Origin of the sequence: Stenotrophomonas sp. SRS1 (genome assembly GCF_026130205.1) — a bacterium.
GTDB classification, from domain to species: domain Bacteria; phylum Pseudomonadota; class Gammaproteobacteria; order Xanthomonadales; family Xanthomonadaceae; genus Stenotrophomonas; species Stenotrophomonas rhizophila_B.
The window spans coordinates 564,813-579,534 of sequence record NZ_JAINFD010000001.1; the positions used below are offsets into that span (position 1 = coordinate 564,813).

General features: G+C 66.6%; 17 protein-coding genes. 12 read left to right on the forward strand and 5 right to left on the reverse strand.

Annotation, left to right across the window (positions count from 1 at the left end):
• Positions 1–209 precede the first annotated feature (209 nt).
• The 4 genes from K4043_RS02445 (at position 210) to K4043_RS02460 (ending at position 4,576) form a co-directional block, all read left to right on the forward strand.
• Positions 210–2,591, forward strand: a complete 2,382-nt coding sequence (locus K4043_RS02445; RefSeq protein ID WP_321160128.1) for a ribonucleoside-diphosphate reductase subunit alpha — start codon at positions 210–212, stop codon at positions 2,589–2,591.
• A gap of 150 nt (positions 2,592–2,741) precedes the next feature.
• Positions 2,742–3,782: a ribonucleotide-diphosphate reductase subunit beta gene (locus K4043_RS02450; protein WP_265308068.1), complete on the forward strand. Its 1,041-nt coding sequence runs from the start codon at positions 2,742–2,744 to the stop codon at positions 3,780–3,782.
• Between the two features lie 12 nt (positions 3,783–3,794).
• Positions 3,795–4,259, forward strand: a complete 465-nt coding sequence (locus K4043_RS02455; protein ID WP_265308069.1) for a flavodoxin — start codon at positions 3,795–3,797, stop codon at positions 4,257–4,259.
• A complete protein-coding gene (locus tag K4043_RS02460; RefSeq protein ID WP_265308070.1) occupies positions 4,253–4,576 on the forward strand; it encodes a thioredoxin family protein in 324 nt (107 codons plus the stop codon). The genes K4043_RS02455 and K4043_RS02460 overlap by 7 nt, the downstream gene beginning before the upstream one ends.
• 51 nt (positions 4,577–4,627) lie before the next feature.
• Here K4043_RS02460 and K4043_RS02465 read toward each other — a convergent pair whose 3' ends face one another.
• Both K4043_RS02465 and K4043_RS02470 read right to left on the reverse strand, forming a co-directional pair.
• Positions 4,628–4,939 (reverse strand): DUF3817 domain-containing protein, encoded by a 312-nt coding sequence (locus K4043_RS02465; protein ID WP_265308530.1) that lies wholly within the window; start codon positions 4,937–4,939, stop codon positions 4,628–4,630.
• A gap of 198 nt (positions 4,940–5,137) precedes the next feature.
• Positions 5,138–5,899 carry an SDR family oxidoreductase gene (locus tag K4043_RS02470; protein ID WP_265308071.1) on the reverse strand — a complete coding sequence of 254 codons (762 nt, stop codon included), beginning with the start codon at positions 5,897–5,899 and terminating at the stop codon, positions 5,138–5,140.
• Positions 5,900–6,002: 103 nt separating this feature from the next.
• Here K4043_RS02470 and K4043_RS02475 point away from each other — a divergent pair, with 103 nt between their 5' ends.
• The 4 genes from K4043_RS02475 (at position 6,003) to K4043_RS02490 (ending at position 9,901) form a co-directional block, all read left to right on the forward strand.
• Entirely contained in the window at positions 6,003–6,911 is a 909-nt protein-coding gene (locus K4043_RS02475) for a LysR family transcriptional regulator (protein ID WP_265308072.1), read from the forward strand.
• Between the two features lie 162 nt (positions 6,912–7,073).
• Positions 7,074–7,856 (forward strand): DeoR/GlpR family DNA-binding transcription regulator, encoded by a 783-nt coding sequence (locus K4043_RS02480; RefSeq protein WP_265308073.1) that lies wholly within the window; start codon positions 7,074–7,076, stop codon positions 7,854–7,856.
• Between the two features lie 34 nt (positions 7,857–7,890).
• Complete coding sequence (locus tag K4043_RS02485) at positions 7,891–9,021, forward strand: MFS transporter (RefSeq protein ID WP_265308531.1); 1,131 nt, start codon at positions 7,891–7,893, stop codon at positions 9,019–9,021.
• A gap of 55 nt (positions 9,022–9,076) precedes the next feature.
• Positions 9,077–9,901, forward strand: coding sequence for an isocitrate lyase/phosphoenolpyruvate mutase family protein (locus K4043_RS02490; RefSeq protein WP_265308074.1), 825 nt, complete (start codon positions 9,077–9,079; stop codon positions 9,899–9,901).
• Between the two features lie 6 nt (positions 9,902–9,907).
• Here the strand turns inward: K4043_RS02490 and K4043_RS02495 are convergent, their stop codons facing one another.
• Together K4043_RS02495 and K4043_RS02500 are read right to left on the reverse strand one after the other, a co-directional pair.
• Entirely contained in the window at positions 9,908–10,228 is a 321-nt protein-coding gene (locus K4043_RS02495; RefSeq protein ID WP_265308075.1) for a multidrug efflux SMR transporter, read from the reverse strand.
• Entirely contained in the window at positions 10,225–10,596 is a 372-nt protein-coding gene (locus tag K4043_RS02500; protein WP_265308076.1) for an SMR family transporter, read from the reverse strand. The genes K4043_RS02495 and K4043_RS02500 overlap by 4 nt, the downstream gene beginning before the upstream one ends.
• A gap of 109 nt (positions 10,597–10,705) precedes the next feature.
• On the opposite strand from K4043_RS02500, the gene K4043_RS02505 reads away from it, so the two are divergent.
• A complete protein-coding gene (locus tag K4043_RS02505; RefSeq protein ID WP_265308077.1) occupies positions 10,706–11,572 on the forward strand; it encodes a LysR family transcriptional regulator in 867 nt (288 codons plus the stop codon).
• On the opposite strand, the gene K4043_RS02510 is transcribed toward K4043_RS02505, so the two are convergent.
• On the reverse strand, positions 11,545–12,471 hold the full coding sequence (locus tag K4043_RS02510; protein ID WP_265308078.1) for a M14 family metallocarboxypeptidase: 927 nt from the start codon (positions 12,469–12,471) through the stop codon (positions 11,545–11,547). The genes K4043_RS02505 and K4043_RS02510 overlap by 28 nt on opposite strands.
• Before the next feature lie 110 nt (positions 12,472–12,581).
• On the opposite strand from K4043_RS02510, the gene K4043_RS02515 reads away from it, so the two are divergent.
• The 3 genes from K4043_RS02515 to K4043_RS02525 all read left to right on the forward strand — a co-directional run bounded on the left by K4043_RS02515 (position 12,582) and on the right by K4043_RS02525 (position 14,721).
• Positions 12,582–13,247 (forward strand): response regulator transcription factor, encoded by a 666-nt coding sequence (locus K4043_RS02515; protein ID WP_265308532.1) that lies wholly within the window; start codon positions 12,582–12,584, stop codon positions 13,245–13,247.
• Complete coding sequence (locus K4043_RS02520) at positions 13,244–14,416, forward strand: ATP-binding protein (protein ID WP_265308079.1); 1,173 nt, start codon at positions 13,244–13,246, stop codon at positions 14,414–14,416. Before K4043_RS02515 ends, K4043_RS02520 begins: the two co-directional genes overlap by 4 nt.
• Positions 14,417–14,520: 104 nt before the next feature.
• Complete coding sequence (locus K4043_RS02525; protein ID WP_265308080.1) at positions 14,521–14,721, forward strand: hypothetical protein; 201 nt, start codon at positions 14,521–14,523, stop codon at positions 14,719–14,721.
• Position 14,722: the final 1 nt, after the last annotated feature.

The window sequence follows — 14,722 nt, forward strand, 5'->3', positions numbered from 1 at the left end:
CGGTGCATCGTCGCAACGCCGCGTGCTGTAAACGCCCCGTTGCGCCCACCTGACCGGCGCCTGGAAGCAAGGCCCGTCGCCAACGATGTGAGCCAGCGGCGACGTATTCCTGCACACGCAGGGCCTGCCCACCAATCACGCCTTCTGTCCGGCTGCCGCACGGCTCTGCCGCGCCGCCTGCTGGGCTCTGCGCCATGCATGGAGAACGCATGAACACCGACGACACCGTCGCTTCCACCCTCACCCCGTCCATTGACACCCCCGTTGATGCGGCCACCGGCAGTGACACGCTGTGGATCACCAAGGAGGGCGGCAACCGACGCATGCCGTTCGACCAGGCGCGGCTGGCGCGTACCGTGCACAGCGTGCATGGCGAGTTCCCGCAGCTGGACGTGGCCAACTACCTGCGCAGCGTGCTGGGGCAGATCGCACGTCGCCAGCAGCTCAGCGCCGATGAAATGGTGGACCTGCTGATCCGCGAAGCGGAATCGCGCATCGACCTGACCGCGCCGGACTGGGAACACTTCGCCGCCCGCCTGTACCTGCGCCGACTGTACAAGCGCGCCAGCAAGAACCGGTTCTACGATGCCACGCTGAAGTACGGCTCGTATGTAGGTCTGCAGGAGAGCCTGGCCGACCGCAACGTGTATTCGATCGCCATCCTCAAGGCCTATTCCAAGGACGAACTGGAGGAAGCCGGGCAGATGATCGAGCCCGAGCGCGACACCTTGTTCGCCTACAACGGCCTGTACCTGCTGGCCACCCGCTACCTCGCCACCGATCACTCGCGCGCCGTCTACGAGCTGCCGCAGGAGCGCTGGCTGACCATCGCGCTGTACCTGATGCAGCACGAACACGAGCACGGCGAGCGCTCGCGCCGACGGCGCATGCTGCTGGTCCGCGAGGCCTACTGGGCGCTGTCCAACCTGTACATGACGGTGGCAACACCGACGCTTGCCAATGCCGGCAAGGTCGGCGGCCAGCTGTCCTCGTGCTTCATCGACACGGTGGACGACAGCCTGCAGGGCATCTACGACTCCAACACCGACGTAGCCCGGGTCTCCAAGCACGGCGGCGGCGTGGGCGCCTATCTCGGCTATGTCCGCTCGGCCGGTTCCTCGATCCGCGGCGTGGCCAATTCCTCCGGCGGCGTGGTGCCGTGGATCAAACAGCTCAACAACACGGCCGTCAGCGTAGATCAGCTGGGCCAGCGCAAGGGCGCGATCGCGGTGTATCTGGATGTCTGGCACCGCGACATCGAGGCCTTCCTCGATCTGCGCCTGAACAACGGCGACCAGCGCCTGCGCGCGCACGATGTGTTTACCTCGGTGTGCCTGCCGGACCTGTTCATGGAAGCGGTGGAACGGCGCGGCGACTGGTACCTGTTCGACCCGTATGAGGTGAAGCGGATCAAGGGCTGGTACCTGCAGGACTTCCACGATGAGCAGCGCGGCCAGGGCAGCTTCCGCGAGAAGTACGAGGAGGTGGTGGCCGACGAGCGCATCAGCCGGCGCACCATCAAGGCCATCGATCTGTTCAAGCGGATCATGGTCAGCCAGCTGGAGACCGGCAACCCCTTCATGTTCTACCGGGACGAGGTGAACCGGATGAACCCGAACAAGCATGCCGGCAGCATCTACTCCAGCAACCTGTGCACGGAGATCCTGCAGAACATGAGCCCCACCCGCATGATCCAGGAAATGATCAGCGGCGACCAGATCGTGACGACCAAACAGGCCGGCGATTTCGTGGTGTGCAACCTGTCTTCGATCAACCTGGGCCGCGCGGTGACAGCCGCCCCGGACCTGCTGAGCAGCGACGTGCTGGAGCGGCTGGTGCCGATCCAGGTGCGGATGCTGGACAACGTGATCGACCTCAACCAGCTGCCGGTGCCGCAGGCCACCATCACCAACCGCAAGTACCGCGCGATCGGACTGGGCACGTTCGGCTGGCATCACCTGCTGGCCCTGCAGCAGATCGAATGGAACTCCGCCCAGGCCGAGGACTACGCCGACAGCCTGTACGAGCGCATCAACTACCTGACCATCCAGGCCAGCATGGCCCTGGCCAAGGAAAAGGGACGCTATAGCGCCTTTGTCGGCAGCGACTGGCAGAACGGTGAGTACTTCCGCGCCCGTGGCTATGACAGCCCGGCCTGGCGGGAACTGGCGGCGCAGGTGGGTGTCAACGGCCTGCGCAACGGCTGGCTGATGGCGGTCGCCCCCAACATGAGCACCGCGCAGATCGCCGGCTCCACGGCCTCGATCGACCCGGTATACGGCGCGTTCTACTACGAAGAAAAGAAGGACTTCCGCCGCCCGGTCGCCGCACCGGGGCTCTCGCTGGAGACCTACCCTTACTACGAAAAAGGCGCCTACCGGGTGGACCAGTTCGCCAGCATCCGCCAGAACGCCCGCCGCCAGCGCCACGTGGACCAGTCGATCAGCTTCAACCTGTACGTGCCGAGCACCATCCGCGCCAGCACCCTGCTCGCGCTGCACATGAGTGCCTGGCGCGAAGGGCTCAAGACGACCTACTACGTTCGCTCCAACGACATCGATATTGCCGAGTGCGAATGGTGCAGCAGCTGACGCACGTCAGCCCGCTAGCTGACGACCGTTGGTCGTCAGCGCACTGAACGGTAGTGCCGGCCGCTGGCCGGCAACCCCACACATGCCCCGGTAGTGCCGGCCGCTGGCCGGCAACTCGCACTGCCCGAAGAGAAACAAGGACACACCCCGATGGCCATCCCCCTCGAACGCATCAAGATCCTCGAACCGCGCCACCCCAACCGCTCCACCGGCATCATCAACGGCCGCACCAGCGGCATCCTCAACTGGAACGACATTCCCTACCCGTCCTTCTACCGGGCGTACAAGGAGCTCTCGACCAACTTCTGGATTCCGGACGAAGTCGACATGAAGGGCGACGCGCGCCAGTACGGCGAGTTCAATGCGCGCGAGAAGAACGCCTACGACTCGATCATCGGCTTGCTGGCCACGTTGGACTCGCCGCAGACGCGCTTCATCTACAACGTTGCCGAGTACATCACCGATCCCGCCGCCCATGCCAATGCGGCGATCATCGGCCAGCAGGAAGTGATCCACAACGAAAGCTACAGCTACGTGCTCGCCTCGATCGCCGGGCTGGCCGACCAGAACCGGGTGTTCGAGATCGCCCGCACCCACCCGACCATCCTGGCCCGCAACGCGCCGATCATGCAGTCCTACGACGACTTCATGCGCGAGAAGACCGCCGAGACACTGATCCGCGCATTGATCCAGTCCTCGATCCTGGAAGGTATCAACTTCTACTCCGGCTTCGCGTTCTTCTACAACCTGGTCCGCCAGAACCGGATGACCGGCACCGGCAAGATCATCAGCTTCATCAACCGCGACGAGCTGGCCCACACCAAGTTCATCAGCGAACTGATCCGCGCCATCATCGGCGAGAATCCAGCGCTGCAGGGCGAGCAGCTGACCGCCTACGTGCATGAGGCCTTCGAGCACGCCATCCAGCTGGAAACGCGCTGGACCGGCGAAGTGCTGGACGGCATCGACGGCATCGACGTGGACGAAATGATCCGCTACGTGAAGTACCGCGCCAACAAGATGGCCGGCATGCTCGGCATCGAGAAGCTGTACAGCGAGACCAATGTCAACGTGATGCCGTGGATCAAGGCCTACGCCGACAACTTCACCGAGACCAAGACCGACTTCTTCGAAATGCGCAACGCCAGTTACAAGAAGACCAATGCGGACAATGGGTTTGACGACCTGTAAGGAGGCGTGCAAATGCACATCCTGCTGGCCTTCGCCTCGCTGAGCGGCAACACCCGTGAGTTGGCTGCGCTGATCCGGGCGCGCTGCGAGGCTCTGGGGCACCGTGTGGACTGGGTCGACGTGGATGCCGGCGACGTTGCCGTGGCGCTGGCGGGAGAGCCGCCTGCCCTGTGCCTGGTCGGTTCCTGGACGGACAACGCCGGGCGTACCCCGGCGGAGATGAAGGACTGCGTGGCCGCGCTGCGTGATCACTTCGGGCTGCCACTGCCGTTCCCGGTGGCGGTATTCGGTACCGGCGAGACCCAATGGGGCGAGGAGTACTACTGCGGCGCCGCCCACCGGCTGGCGCGGTTCTTCGGCTCCTCGTATCCAGTGCTGGAGATCGAGCAGATGCCGCACGGCGCCGAAGACACCCACACCATCCACCACTGGGCCGACACCGTGTTGGCCCATACCGAGAGCCCTACGACATGCTGACCCTGTACGCCCAGACCGCTGAGGATTACCACGCCGCCCTGCGCGAGCACCCGGCCCTGCTGGTGGATTTCCATAAGGACGACTGCCCGGGGTGCCGGATGCTGGAGATGTCGTTGGCCAGTGTCGCTGGCGCCATCGCGGAGGCGGGGATGACGCTGCTGAAGGTCAAGCTGGAAACGGTTGGTGAGGGACTGTTCCGCGAACTGGGGCTGCGGCAGACGCCGACGCTGCTGGTGGTGCGGGACGGTCACGAAACGGCGCGACTGGCGGGGTTCCAGTCGCCGAAGCAGATTCTGGCGGTGTTGGGGGCTGGGTGACGCCTGAGCCAAGGAGGCCCCTGCAGTGGCAGAGGCCTCATTGCGCGTGCGTTATCGCACCGATGCCGACAACAGCCCACGACGCTTGAACCACCACTCCAACGGCAGCGTCACCAGCGGCGGCACCGCAGCCGCCAATGCCAGCAGCGCGGCCCACCACGGCCAACGCAGGCGGATGGCGGCGAGCACCGACACAACCACGTAGACCATGAAGGCCACACCGTGCACCGGGCCGAAGATCTTGACGCCGACGGGCGTCGGGTCTGCCGCGTGGTACTTGAGGTACATGCCGATCAACAGGCCGGCCCAGGTCAGGGCTTCGATGAAGGCGACCGTGGCGAACACGCGGCCCATGGGACTGATTGGCAAGGCACGCTTCAAGATGGGCTCGGGTCGTAACGGGAAAGGACCGGCATCATAGCCAGCGATGGCGTTTGATGCGAACCATTCTCACACGAGCATCCAAGAGCGTCACGACCAACGGTCGTGACCTACCCTCGATACATCGCCAGCGATGACGCCCGCACGCGCTGCACGATGACCGCTTGACTGGCGGCGGCCTCAGACGAACATGCCGCCCGATGCTTCCACCCGCTGCGCGTTGATCCACGCGGTCTGCGGCGACAGCAGCGCCACGGCGACGGGACCGATGTCATCCGGCTTGCCCGGCCGCCCCATCGCGGTGACCGAGGACACCATCGCGTTGACCTGCGCATCGTCGCGCACGCGGCCACCACCGAAGTCGGTTTCGATCGCGCCCGGCGCCAGGGTGTTGGCACTGATCCCACGTGCCCCCAGTTCTTTGGCCAGGTAGCGGGTGAACACTTCGATGCCCCCCTTCATCATCGCGTAGGCCGAACTGCCCGGCAGCGAGAAACGCGCCAGACCGCTGGACACGTTGAGGATGCGACCGCCATCAGCGATGAGTGGCAACAATGCCTGGGTCAGGAAGTACGGGCCCTTCAGATGCACCGCGACCAGTGCATCGAACTGGTCGACGGTGGTGTCGGCGATCATTGCGTGCAGGCCTTCGCCGGCGTTGTTGAGCAGGCCCTGCAACTGCGTTGCGCCCCACCCGCCCAACACCGTGCGGACCTTGGCGGCGAAGTCACCAAAGCCCGCGCTGTCGGCCACGTCCAGTGGAATCGCCGCGGCACGGCGACCGAGCGCTTCGATCTGGGCGACCACCTCCTGGGCGGCCTCGGCCTGGCTGCGGTACGTCAGCACGATGTCGGCACCGTCGGCCGCCAGCGCGAGGGCGGCGTTGCGGCCGAGGCCACGGCTGCCACCGGTGATCAGGACGACTCGGGTTGCGTTGCTCATGTCAGTGCACCTGCGTTTGGGAATGGTTGCCAGCCTATTGGTGTTGCACGGCCAGATAAATCGGCGGATGCTGATTTGACTGTCCACGAATCGCGAACAATCCATGGATCGCCTCGATCACCTGCGGTGCTTTCTCCGGGTTGCTGAACTTGGCTCGTTCACCGGCGCTGCCGACAGTCTGGGGCTGCCCAAAGCCAGCGTGTCGCTGGCCGTGCAGCGGTTGGAAGCAGACGTCGGTGTGCAATTGCTGCACCGGACCACCCGCCGGGTGCAGCTGACCGCAGACGGCGCCCAGTTCCAGGCGCGGGCGCACGATCTGCTGCATGACATGGACGATCTGCAGGGCATGTTCCGGATCGATACCTCTCAGCTCAAGGGGCGCCTGCGCGTGGACATGTCCAGCGGACTGGCCCGGCAACTGGTGATTCCGCAGTTGCCCGCCTTCCTCGCCCAGCATCCCGGGGTGGAGATGGAAGTGAGCGGTACCGATCGCCGGGTCGACCTGATCCGCGAGGGCTTCGACTGCGTGCTGCGGGTCGGGCCGCTGGATGACAACACGCTGGTGGCCCGCCCGTTGGGACAGCTGCCGATCGTCAACTGCGCCAGTCCTGCCTATCTCGCCGCTCGTGGCGCACCGACCACGCTGGGCGATCTGGCCGGTCACGCGCTGGTCCACTACGTCGGCACCCTGGGGCAGCGTTCGCCCGGTTTCGAGTATCACGATGGACAGGTCTATCGCAGCCTGCCGATGGCGGGCGCGGTGACGGTCAACAGTGGTGAAGGCTATACCGCGGCAGCCTTGGCCGGGCTGGGCATCATCCAGGTGCCGCTGCTCGGCGTGCGCCAGGCGCTGGCCTCGGGAGCCCTGGTGGAAATCCTGGCCGACGTGAAAGCCGAGCCGATGCCGGTCACGCTCCTGTACGCACAACGCCGCCACCTGCCCCGACGCGTAGCGGCGTTCATGGACTGGGTGGCTGGCGTAGTCCGTCGCGAGCTGGACCACGACCGGTGACGCACGCCGACCCGACACCGCAACGTGCCCGGAACGGGCGTCGTCGTGGGGCCATCTCGGGGTACCTCCGCCGCGCACACACGTAGCCGGCCTATTGCACGATGTTGCCCACTTCCATACACTCGGCACCACCATGCACCGTGACGGATGTGTCTTTCAGCCATGACGCCCTCCCCTGACACCCTCCCCAGCGAGCGCCAGCAGGCGATCCTAGAGCTGCTTCAGCGACAGGGCCGCGTTCTCTCAGCCCAACTGGCTGTTGATATGCAAGTCTCGGAAGACTCGATCCGCCGCGATCTGCGCGAGCTCGCCCAGCAGGGCCTGTGCCGGAAGGTCTATGGCGGTGCGCTGCCCGCCACGCCGACGTTCCCGCCCCTGACCGAGCGGCAAACCGTGCAGAAACGGCAGAAACAGGCACTGGCCCGCCATGCCGCCGAGCAGGTCCGCGCCGGTGACAGCATCCTGCTCGACGCCGGCTCCACCAACAGCGCCATCGCCGCCTGCCTGCCGGAGCACCAGAATCTCCGCGTCATCACCAACGTCCCGGACATCGCGTTGACCTTGATGGGGCGTGCCGGCATCGAAGTGACGCTGATCGGCGGCCGGCTCGACCCGCGTATCGGTGCAAGCGTTGGCGCACAGGCGCTGGAAGCCGTCAGCGGATTGCGCGTCGATATCTTCTTCGTGGGCACCTGCGCGGTGGATGCGCAGCACGGCCTGTGGGCGGTGGACGGCGAAGAAGCCGCGCTGAAACGGGCGATGCTTGCCGCGAGCAGTCGTTGCATCGTGGTCGCCACGCGCGACAAGCTCGGCGCACAGGCCAACCATCGCATCGGCGCGGTGGAGGACATCGATGTGCTGGTGCTCGAGGCCGATACCCCTCAGCCACAGATCGACGCGTTCGCCCAGCGCGGCGTGGATATCCAGCTCGCCCCACGGCGCTGACCTTTTCCTTCCACCTCGACGACCCATGACCTCCATTCCGACGCGCACCGCGCGCGCGCAGCAGCACGCCACCCGTGCTGCCTTCTTCCTTCCCGGCTTCGCCACCGCTGCCTGGGCACCGCTGGTCCCCTTCGCCAAACTCCGCACGGCCCTGGATGAGGGCTCGCTCGGCCTGGTCCTGCTGTGCCTGGGTGCAGGTTCCCTGCTGGCGATGCCGATCGCCGGGATGCTCGCCGCACGCCATGGTTGCCGCGCGGTCATGATCGCCACGCTCATGATGGTGATCGCCAGCCTGCCCCTGTTGGCCATCGCGCCCACGCCCTGGACGCTGGGGTTGGCCTTGTTCGTGTTCGGCGCTGGGGTGGGTGCGTGCGACTGCGTGATGAATATGCAGGCGATCATGGTCGAGCGCGACAGCGGCCGACCGATGATGTCCGGCTTCCACGCGTTCTACAGTATCGGCGGCGCAGTCGGTGCAGGCGCGATGACCGCACTGTTGGCCCTGCACCTGTCACCGTGGCTGGTGTGCCTGCTCGCCTCGGCGGTGATCGCTGCCCTGCTGGCCATCGCGCTGCCGCACTGGCGTACCGACAAGGCGTCCAGTGATGCGCCGCTGTTCGCGGTGCCGCACGGGGTGGTGCTGGCGATCGGCGTGCTGTGTTTCGTGGCGTTCCTGGCCGAAGGCTCGGTACTCGACTGGAGTGCGGTGTTCCTGCATGAAGTGCAGCAGGTGGATCCTTCCCGCGCCGGGCTGGGCTATCTGGCCTTCGCCATCGCGATGACCGTGACCCGCCTGGTCGGCGATGGCGTGGTGGCCAGGCTGGGCCGGCATCGTTCAATCCTGATCGGCAGCCTGATCGCCGCCGCCGGCTTCGCGCTGGCCACCTTCGCCACCTGGCTGCCGTTGGCATTGTGCGGCTATGCGCTGGTGGGCCTGGGCTGCGCGAACATCGTGCCGGCGCTGTTCTCGATGGCGGGCAACCAGAAGGTCATGCCCGAGAGTCTGGCCATCCCGGCCATCACCACGCTCGGGTATGCCGGCGTATTGGCCGGCCCAGCGCTGATCGGCTTCGTCGCCCAGGCCAGCAGCCTGGTGTTCGCGTTCAGCGCGGTGGCGGTGACACTGGTCTGCATCGGCTTGGCGGCACGCTGGGTACGGGCCTGACGGACGTGCGCAACGATGGCGTTACCATCGGGTCACTGCTTACCGGATGCGCACCATGACGTCCCTGCCCTTCGATCCCCGCCCGCGCCGCGCCGCCTTCCGTGCGCTGCACGACGACGGCTGCTTCGTGCTGCCCAACCCGTGGGATCCGGGCAGTGCACGATATCTGCACAGTCTGGGCTTCCAGGCGCTGGCCTCGACCAGCTCCGGTTATGCATGGAGCCAGGCCCAGGCCGATGGCACGCTGACGCTGGACGAAACCCTCGCCCACCTGCGCAGCCTCGCGGCCGCCACCCCATTGCCACTGAATGCCGATTTCGGCGATGGCTTCGGTACGCTGGACGCGGTGGGCGGCAACGTCATCCGCGCCATCGCCACCGGCGTGGCCGGTATCTCCATTGAAGACGCCAGCCTGGATCCGGCGCATCCGTTGCGCCCGCTGGACGATGCGGTGGCCCGGGTGCGCGCCGCCCGCCGCGCGATCGACGCATCCGGCGAGGACGTGCTGCTGATCGGCCGCGCCGAGAACTTCTTCGTTGGTCGCCCCGACCTGGACGATGCGATCACCCGCCTGCGCGCTTATGCCGAGGCCGGTGCCGACTGTCTTTATGCACCCGGGATCACCACCCGCGAGCAGATCGAGGCCGTGGTGGCCGCGGTGGCGCCGCGACCGGTCAACCTGCTGGTCGGCAGTGCATCGCCTTTCAGCCTGCAGGACATTGCCGGCATGGGCGTGCGGCGGGTCAGCGTGGGCGGTGCGATGGCGCGCACCGCATGGGGCGGCATGATGCGGGCCTCGCAGTTGCTGATGGACGAAGGCCGCTTCGATGGGTTCGCCGATGCGGCCTCCGGGGCGGCGCTGAATCAGTTGTTCCGCTGATCGCAATCAGTGGCTCGACAGCACCACCACCGCACCCGTGACCAGCGCGATCCCCACCCAGCCGATCGGGCGCAGGCGGTTGCCGAACAGCACGCGCCCGCAGACGGCGGTGCCGATCACGCCGATGGCGCCCCACATCGCATAGGCGGTGGCCAGGTCCATGGTCTTGACCGCCTGGCCAAGCAGCGCGAAGGCGATCCACACCAGCACGATCGCGGCGAAACCCCACGCCGGCTTACGGAAGCCATCGGATTTGGCGACCATCATGTTGGCCGCGATGTCGATCAGTGCCGAGCAGAGTACGAACAGGAAGGCGGTGAGGTTCATGACGCGTGCGCCTCGCCGAGGGTGACGCAGACGATGCCGACCGCCGCCATCACCAGCCCGATCATCTGCTGCACCGAGAGACTGTCCTTGAATACGAACAGGCCGACCAGGGTCAGCAGGGTCAGGCCCAGGCCTTCCCACACGGCGTAAGCCACGCCCACCGCGATGCCGCCCACCGACAGGGCCAGGAAGTAATACGAAATGGCCAACGCCACGGCCATGACGACATAGCCGACATAGCCCCCATGACGGGCGGCATCGGCCATGAACGAGGTGCCGACCACTTCAGCGACGATCGCCACGGTCAGGCAGGCCCAGGCGATCAGACCGCCACGGGCACGGGGTTGGGAATGCACCTGTGTGTGCATGGAAAGCTCCTTGATTGCGGCCGTGGCATGACACCCAGGCGACGCGCCCATTATCATCGTCGTTTCCATCAGACCAAAGATGGAATCCATCGTTAAAGGCGATACATCCATGCGCTACGGTCCCGAATCCCTGCACGCCTTCGTGGAAGCGGCCGCGCTCGGCTCGTTCTCCGCTGCCGCTCGCCGCCTGAAAAAGACGCAGTCGACCATCAGCACGGCCATCGCCACGCTGGAGGCGGACCTGGGCCTGACCCTGTTCGACCGCAGTGGCCGTTATCCGGTCCTGACCGAAGACGGCCGCAAGGTGCTCGGCCATGCACAGGAAATCCTGGCCGCCGCCGACCGTCTGGAGCAGCTCAGCATCCGCCTCGCCGACGAGGTGGAGCCGCGCCTGAGCCTGGTGTTCTCGGACATCTACCAGCTCAATCCGGACCAGCATCTGCTGCGGCGGTTCGAGCAGCGTTTTCCGGATATCGAACTGGAGTGGCTGGATGCCGAAGGTAGCGATGTACTGGACGTTGTGCAGCGTGGGCGCGCCCATCTCGGGCTGATCCCGCATCAGCCAGCCTACCCGTCCGAACTGGCGGTGCGCGCCCTGCCCCTGCGCGCGGAGATGGCGGTGTTTGTTGCTGCCGGTCATCCGCTGGCCGCACTGCAGGCACCGGAGGAATCCGACCTGGCCAGCCATCGCCAGATCTGCCTGAGTGGCGATGCGGCGCGCGAGGGCCATGCGCGCGGACGCACCTGGTCGGCCTCGGATTATCTGATGGTGCTGGAGATGGCCGAGGATGGCTTCGGCTGGGCCGAACTGCCGCGCGCCCTGGTGGCTCGGTACGGCAGGGACATGCTGGTGGAATTGCCTCTGCCCGGCTGGCCACGGTTGGTCTCTACAGACGCGGTGTGGCGCAGGGACGCGCCGCTGGGGCCAGCGGCGCTGTGGTTGCTGGATCAGTTCCTGGGTGCGGCCAGCGCGTAATCGATCGCCGCGCAGATCGCGGCCACCTGGGCATCGTTGCACTGCTGCGGGGTCGCGCGCGGGCTGTCCGGATACACCTCGGTGGTAGTGGTGTACCTGGCACCACTGACGCTGGCGCACAGGCCCAGTTTTTCCAGCGGGTACTCGATCACCCCCGGGGCGACCACCGGGGAACCGATGATCTCGCCCTTCTCGTCCGCCGGGGCGATGTGGGTAACCTGCTCGACCGCTGCGTTCACTGCGGTCTGGAAGGCCGGCTGCGGGTTTTCGGTGTCATCGACCAGGTAGAAGCCATCCGGAATCAGGCCCGGCTCGAACGACTTGCCGTCGCGCGCGGCCAAGGCCGGCCGGAACTCGGTTTCATCGGTATCGGTTGTTTCGTGCAGGTCGATATGCATCACGATGCTGCCGCGCAGGGGCGCGACCAGCGCGATCAGCGCGGCCGATTCAGCCGCCGGGCTGTTGGCGATGAACGAGCGGTTCGGATCGATCGCATCGGCGTTCCAGCGCTGGATGCGCTCATAGCCCCACGGGCTGACGCAGGGCACGACCAGCAGGTTGGCGCGCCCGGCGTAGTCCGCTGCACGGGTCTGCAGGAACTGCAGCGCACCCTGCACGCCACTGGTTTCGTAACCGTGGATACCGCCGGTGACCAGCATCGTCGGCAACGCCGGATTCCAGTCGCGGCTGCGCACGGCAAACAGCGGGTATTGGTCCGGCGCGTAATCGAGCGTGCCGTACTGGGTCACCTCGAACGCATCGCGCAGCGCGTCGACCGCTGGCAGCACGTCTTCGGCGTAACGCCGCTGCGGCACCTGACGGGCGCGCCACTGCGCCTTCTCCGCTGCGCCCCAGGGCTGGCCGGGGGTGCCGATGGGATAGAAGGGGGCGTTGGTCATGGCGTGCTCGGGCTGTGGCGGAAAGCCCCGATTTTATCAGCCAACACTTTCCGAATATTCATGCGGCATGCTGCGATCTTCTCGCCCTGACTCCGCCGATGCCCCGCCCCATGCGCCTGCTGCTCGTTGAAGACGATCCGATGTTGTCCGCCGCCACCCAGGCGGGGCTGAGCCGGCAGGGGTGGGAGGTCGCCTGTGCGGGCAGTGCGCCGGCCGCCCGCGCCGCGCTGATCGACCATGCCTTCGCCGCCGTCCTGCTCGATCTCGGCCTGCCGGGGCCGTCGGGCCTGACGGTCATCCAGTTCCTGCGCGAGCGCTACGACGACACGCCTGTCATCGTGCTCACTGCACGCGGCCAACTGAGTGATCGCATCCGCGGGCTCGATGCGGGCGCGGACGACTACCTGGTCAAACCGTTCCAGCTGGACGAGCTGATTGCGCGCGTGCGGGCGGTGGCACGCCGCAGCCAGGGCTGGGTGGTGCCCAAGCTCACGCATGGCGAGGTGAGCCTGGACCCGGTCGCCCGCGTGGTGACCCGCGGCACGCAGGTGATCGGGCTGACCCCGCATGAGTACGCGCTGCTGGTGGCCCTGCTCCAGCGCTGTGGCCGCGTGGTCGGGCGTGACTACCTCGAGTCCGTGGTCTACGGCGTCGATGCCGACGGCAGCCGCAGTGCGATCACCGTGCTGGTCCACCAGTTGCGCCGGAAACTGGGCGACACCCTGATCACCACGGTCCATGGGCATGGCTACAGCATCGGAGGCCAGCCGGCATGAGCTCGATCAAGCAGCGCCTGTGGACTGCGTTGGCGGCAGCCACCTTGCTGATCTGGTGTGTGTTCTTCGCGATGCTGGCCGCGTACTGGCAGCATGGCAGCGACAGCCCCTGGAAGGCGGGCCTGGCCCACCTGGGCGACCAGCTCCTGTTGGCCCTCCCCGATCCCGTCGCCAACGCACTGACCGCGGCGGCATCCTCCAGCACCGTGCGGTCGCCGTTGCCCGCCGTCCGGGATGACACCGGCGAACCCGGCAACATCCTGACGGCGTTGACGCTAAACACCCTGCAGCTGCTCGCCGTCGGTGTACTGCTTGGCGGCTCGGTCGTTCTGTCGCTGCGGCCGTTGAAACGGCTGTCGGCGGAGGTCGCCCAGCGCCCCCCCTCGGACACCACGCCGATCGCGCAGGACCGCGTGCCCGGCGAAATCGCGCCGCTGATCGGGGCGTTCAACTCGCTGCTCGCGCGCGTGGAGGCGTCGATGCAGTCCGAGCGTTACTTTATCGCGCAGGCCGCTCACGAATTGCGGACGCCGATGTCGGCGCTGCACACCTATGCCGAGGTCGCACTGCTGACCGATGACATCGCCGAGAAGGACGCGTTGCTGCGACGGCTGATCGATGCCGCCGCACGCACCAGTCGGCTGGCGGACCAGCTGCTGGACCAGGCACGGCTGGAATCGGGCCCGCAACCGGCGAACTGGGTGGAGGCCGATGCGCCCGAGCTGGTCCGGCATCTGCTCGGCGAGTTCAGCATCCAGGCCGATGCGCAGATGATCAGTCTGTTCCAGCGACTGGCGCCGTGCCGCATCCGCTGCGATATCGATGCCATCGGCATTCTGCTGCGCAACCTGGTGGACAACGCCATCCGCTATGCCGGGCGCTGCAGCATCATCGAGGTCAGCAGCGGCCATCAATGCGACGGCGACGCGCTGCACCCCTATCTGGAAGTGCTTGATGACGGCCCGGGCATCGCCGAAAGCGAACGCCCGCGTGCCTTCGAGCGCTTCTACCGCGTGCCGGGCACCACCGAGCCGGGCAGTGGGATCGGGCTGTCGCTGGTCGCCACCATCGCCGCGCAGCATGGCGCACGCATCGAGTGCGACAGCGGCATGGATGGGCGTGGCCTGCGCGTGCGCGTGGTCTTTCCCGCGATCATGCCGCAGCGCTGATGCACTGATGCGTTTCTCGAATATTTCCCGAACATCTGCTGCCTAGCATGCGCTGCAGGACCCGGGATGCCGGCGTCCGTTTCCCCCCGATGTGGAACCGCGCCATGACTGCCTCCCGTGCTGTGCAACACCGCCGCTCCCGCGCTTCGGCAATGAGCCGCGCGGCGTGGTTGGACCTGCCCGACCTGCCCCGGCCGGCACACGCCCGGCGCTGCCCGCGGCGATGGATGTTCACCTTGATGGCTGGCGCCTGCCTGCTCGCCCTGCTGGCACTGCTGCCGCTGCTGCTGCTCACCGGCCACTAGT

Coding starts and splice junctions, on each gene's coding strand:
- K4043_RS02445 (WP_321160128.1), top strand. CDS start 210: ATGAACACCGACGACACCGTCGCTTCCACCCTCACCCCGTCCATTGAC.
- K4043_RS02450 (WP_265308068.1), top strand. CDS start 2,742: ATGGCCATCCCCCTCGAACGCATCAAGATCCTCGAACCGCGCCACCCC.
- K4043_RS02455 (WP_265308069.1), top strand. CDS start 3,795: ATGCACATCCTGCTGGCCTTCGCCTCGCTGAGCGGCAACACCCGTGAG.
- K4043_RS02460 (WP_265308070.1), top strand. CDS start 4,253: ATGCTGACCCTGTACGCCCAGACCGCTGAGGATTACCACGCCGCCCTG.
- K4043_RS02470 (WP_265308071.1), bottom strand. CDS start 5,899: ATGAGCAACGCAACCCGAGTCGTCCTGATCACCGGTGGCAGCCGTGGC.
- K4043_RS02475 (WP_265308072.1), top strand. CDS start 6,003: ATGGATCGCCTCGATCACCTGCGGTGCTTTCTCCGGGTTGCTGAACTT.
- K4043_RS02480 (WP_265308073.1), top strand. CDS start 7,074: ATGACGCCCTCCCCTGACACCCTCCCCAGCGAGCGCCAGCAGGCGATC.
- K4043_RS02490 (WP_265308074.1), top strand. CDS start 9,077: ATGACGTCCCTGCCCTTCGATCCCCGCCCGCGCCGCGCCGCCTTCCGT.
- K4043_RS02495 (WP_265308075.1), bottom strand. CDS start 10,228: ATGAACCTCACCGCCTTCCTGTTCGTACTCTGCTCGGCACTGATCGAC.
- K4043_RS02500 (WP_265308076.1), bottom strand. CDS start 10,596: ATGCACACACAGGTGCATTCCCAACCCCGTGCCCGTGGCGGTCTGATC.
- K4043_RS02505 (WP_265308077.1), top strand. CDS start 10,706: ATGCGCTACGGTCCCGAATCCCTGCACGCCTTCGTGGAAGCGGCCGCG.
- K4043_RS02510 (WP_265308078.1), bottom strand. CDS start 12,471: ATGACCAACGCCCCCTTCTATCCCATCGGCACCCCCGGCCAGCCCTGG.
- K4043_RS02515 (WP_265308532.1), top strand. CDS start 12,582: ATGCGCCTGCTGCTCGTTGAAGACGATCCGATGTTGTCCGCCGCCACC.
- K4043_RS02520 (WP_265308079.1), top strand. CDS start 13,244: ATGAGCTCGATCAAGCAGCGCCTGTGGACTGCGTTGGCGGCAGCCACC.
- K4043_RS02525 (WP_265308080.1), top strand. CDS start 14,521: ATGACTGCCTCCCGTGCTGTGCAACACCGCCGCTCCCGCGCTTCGGCA.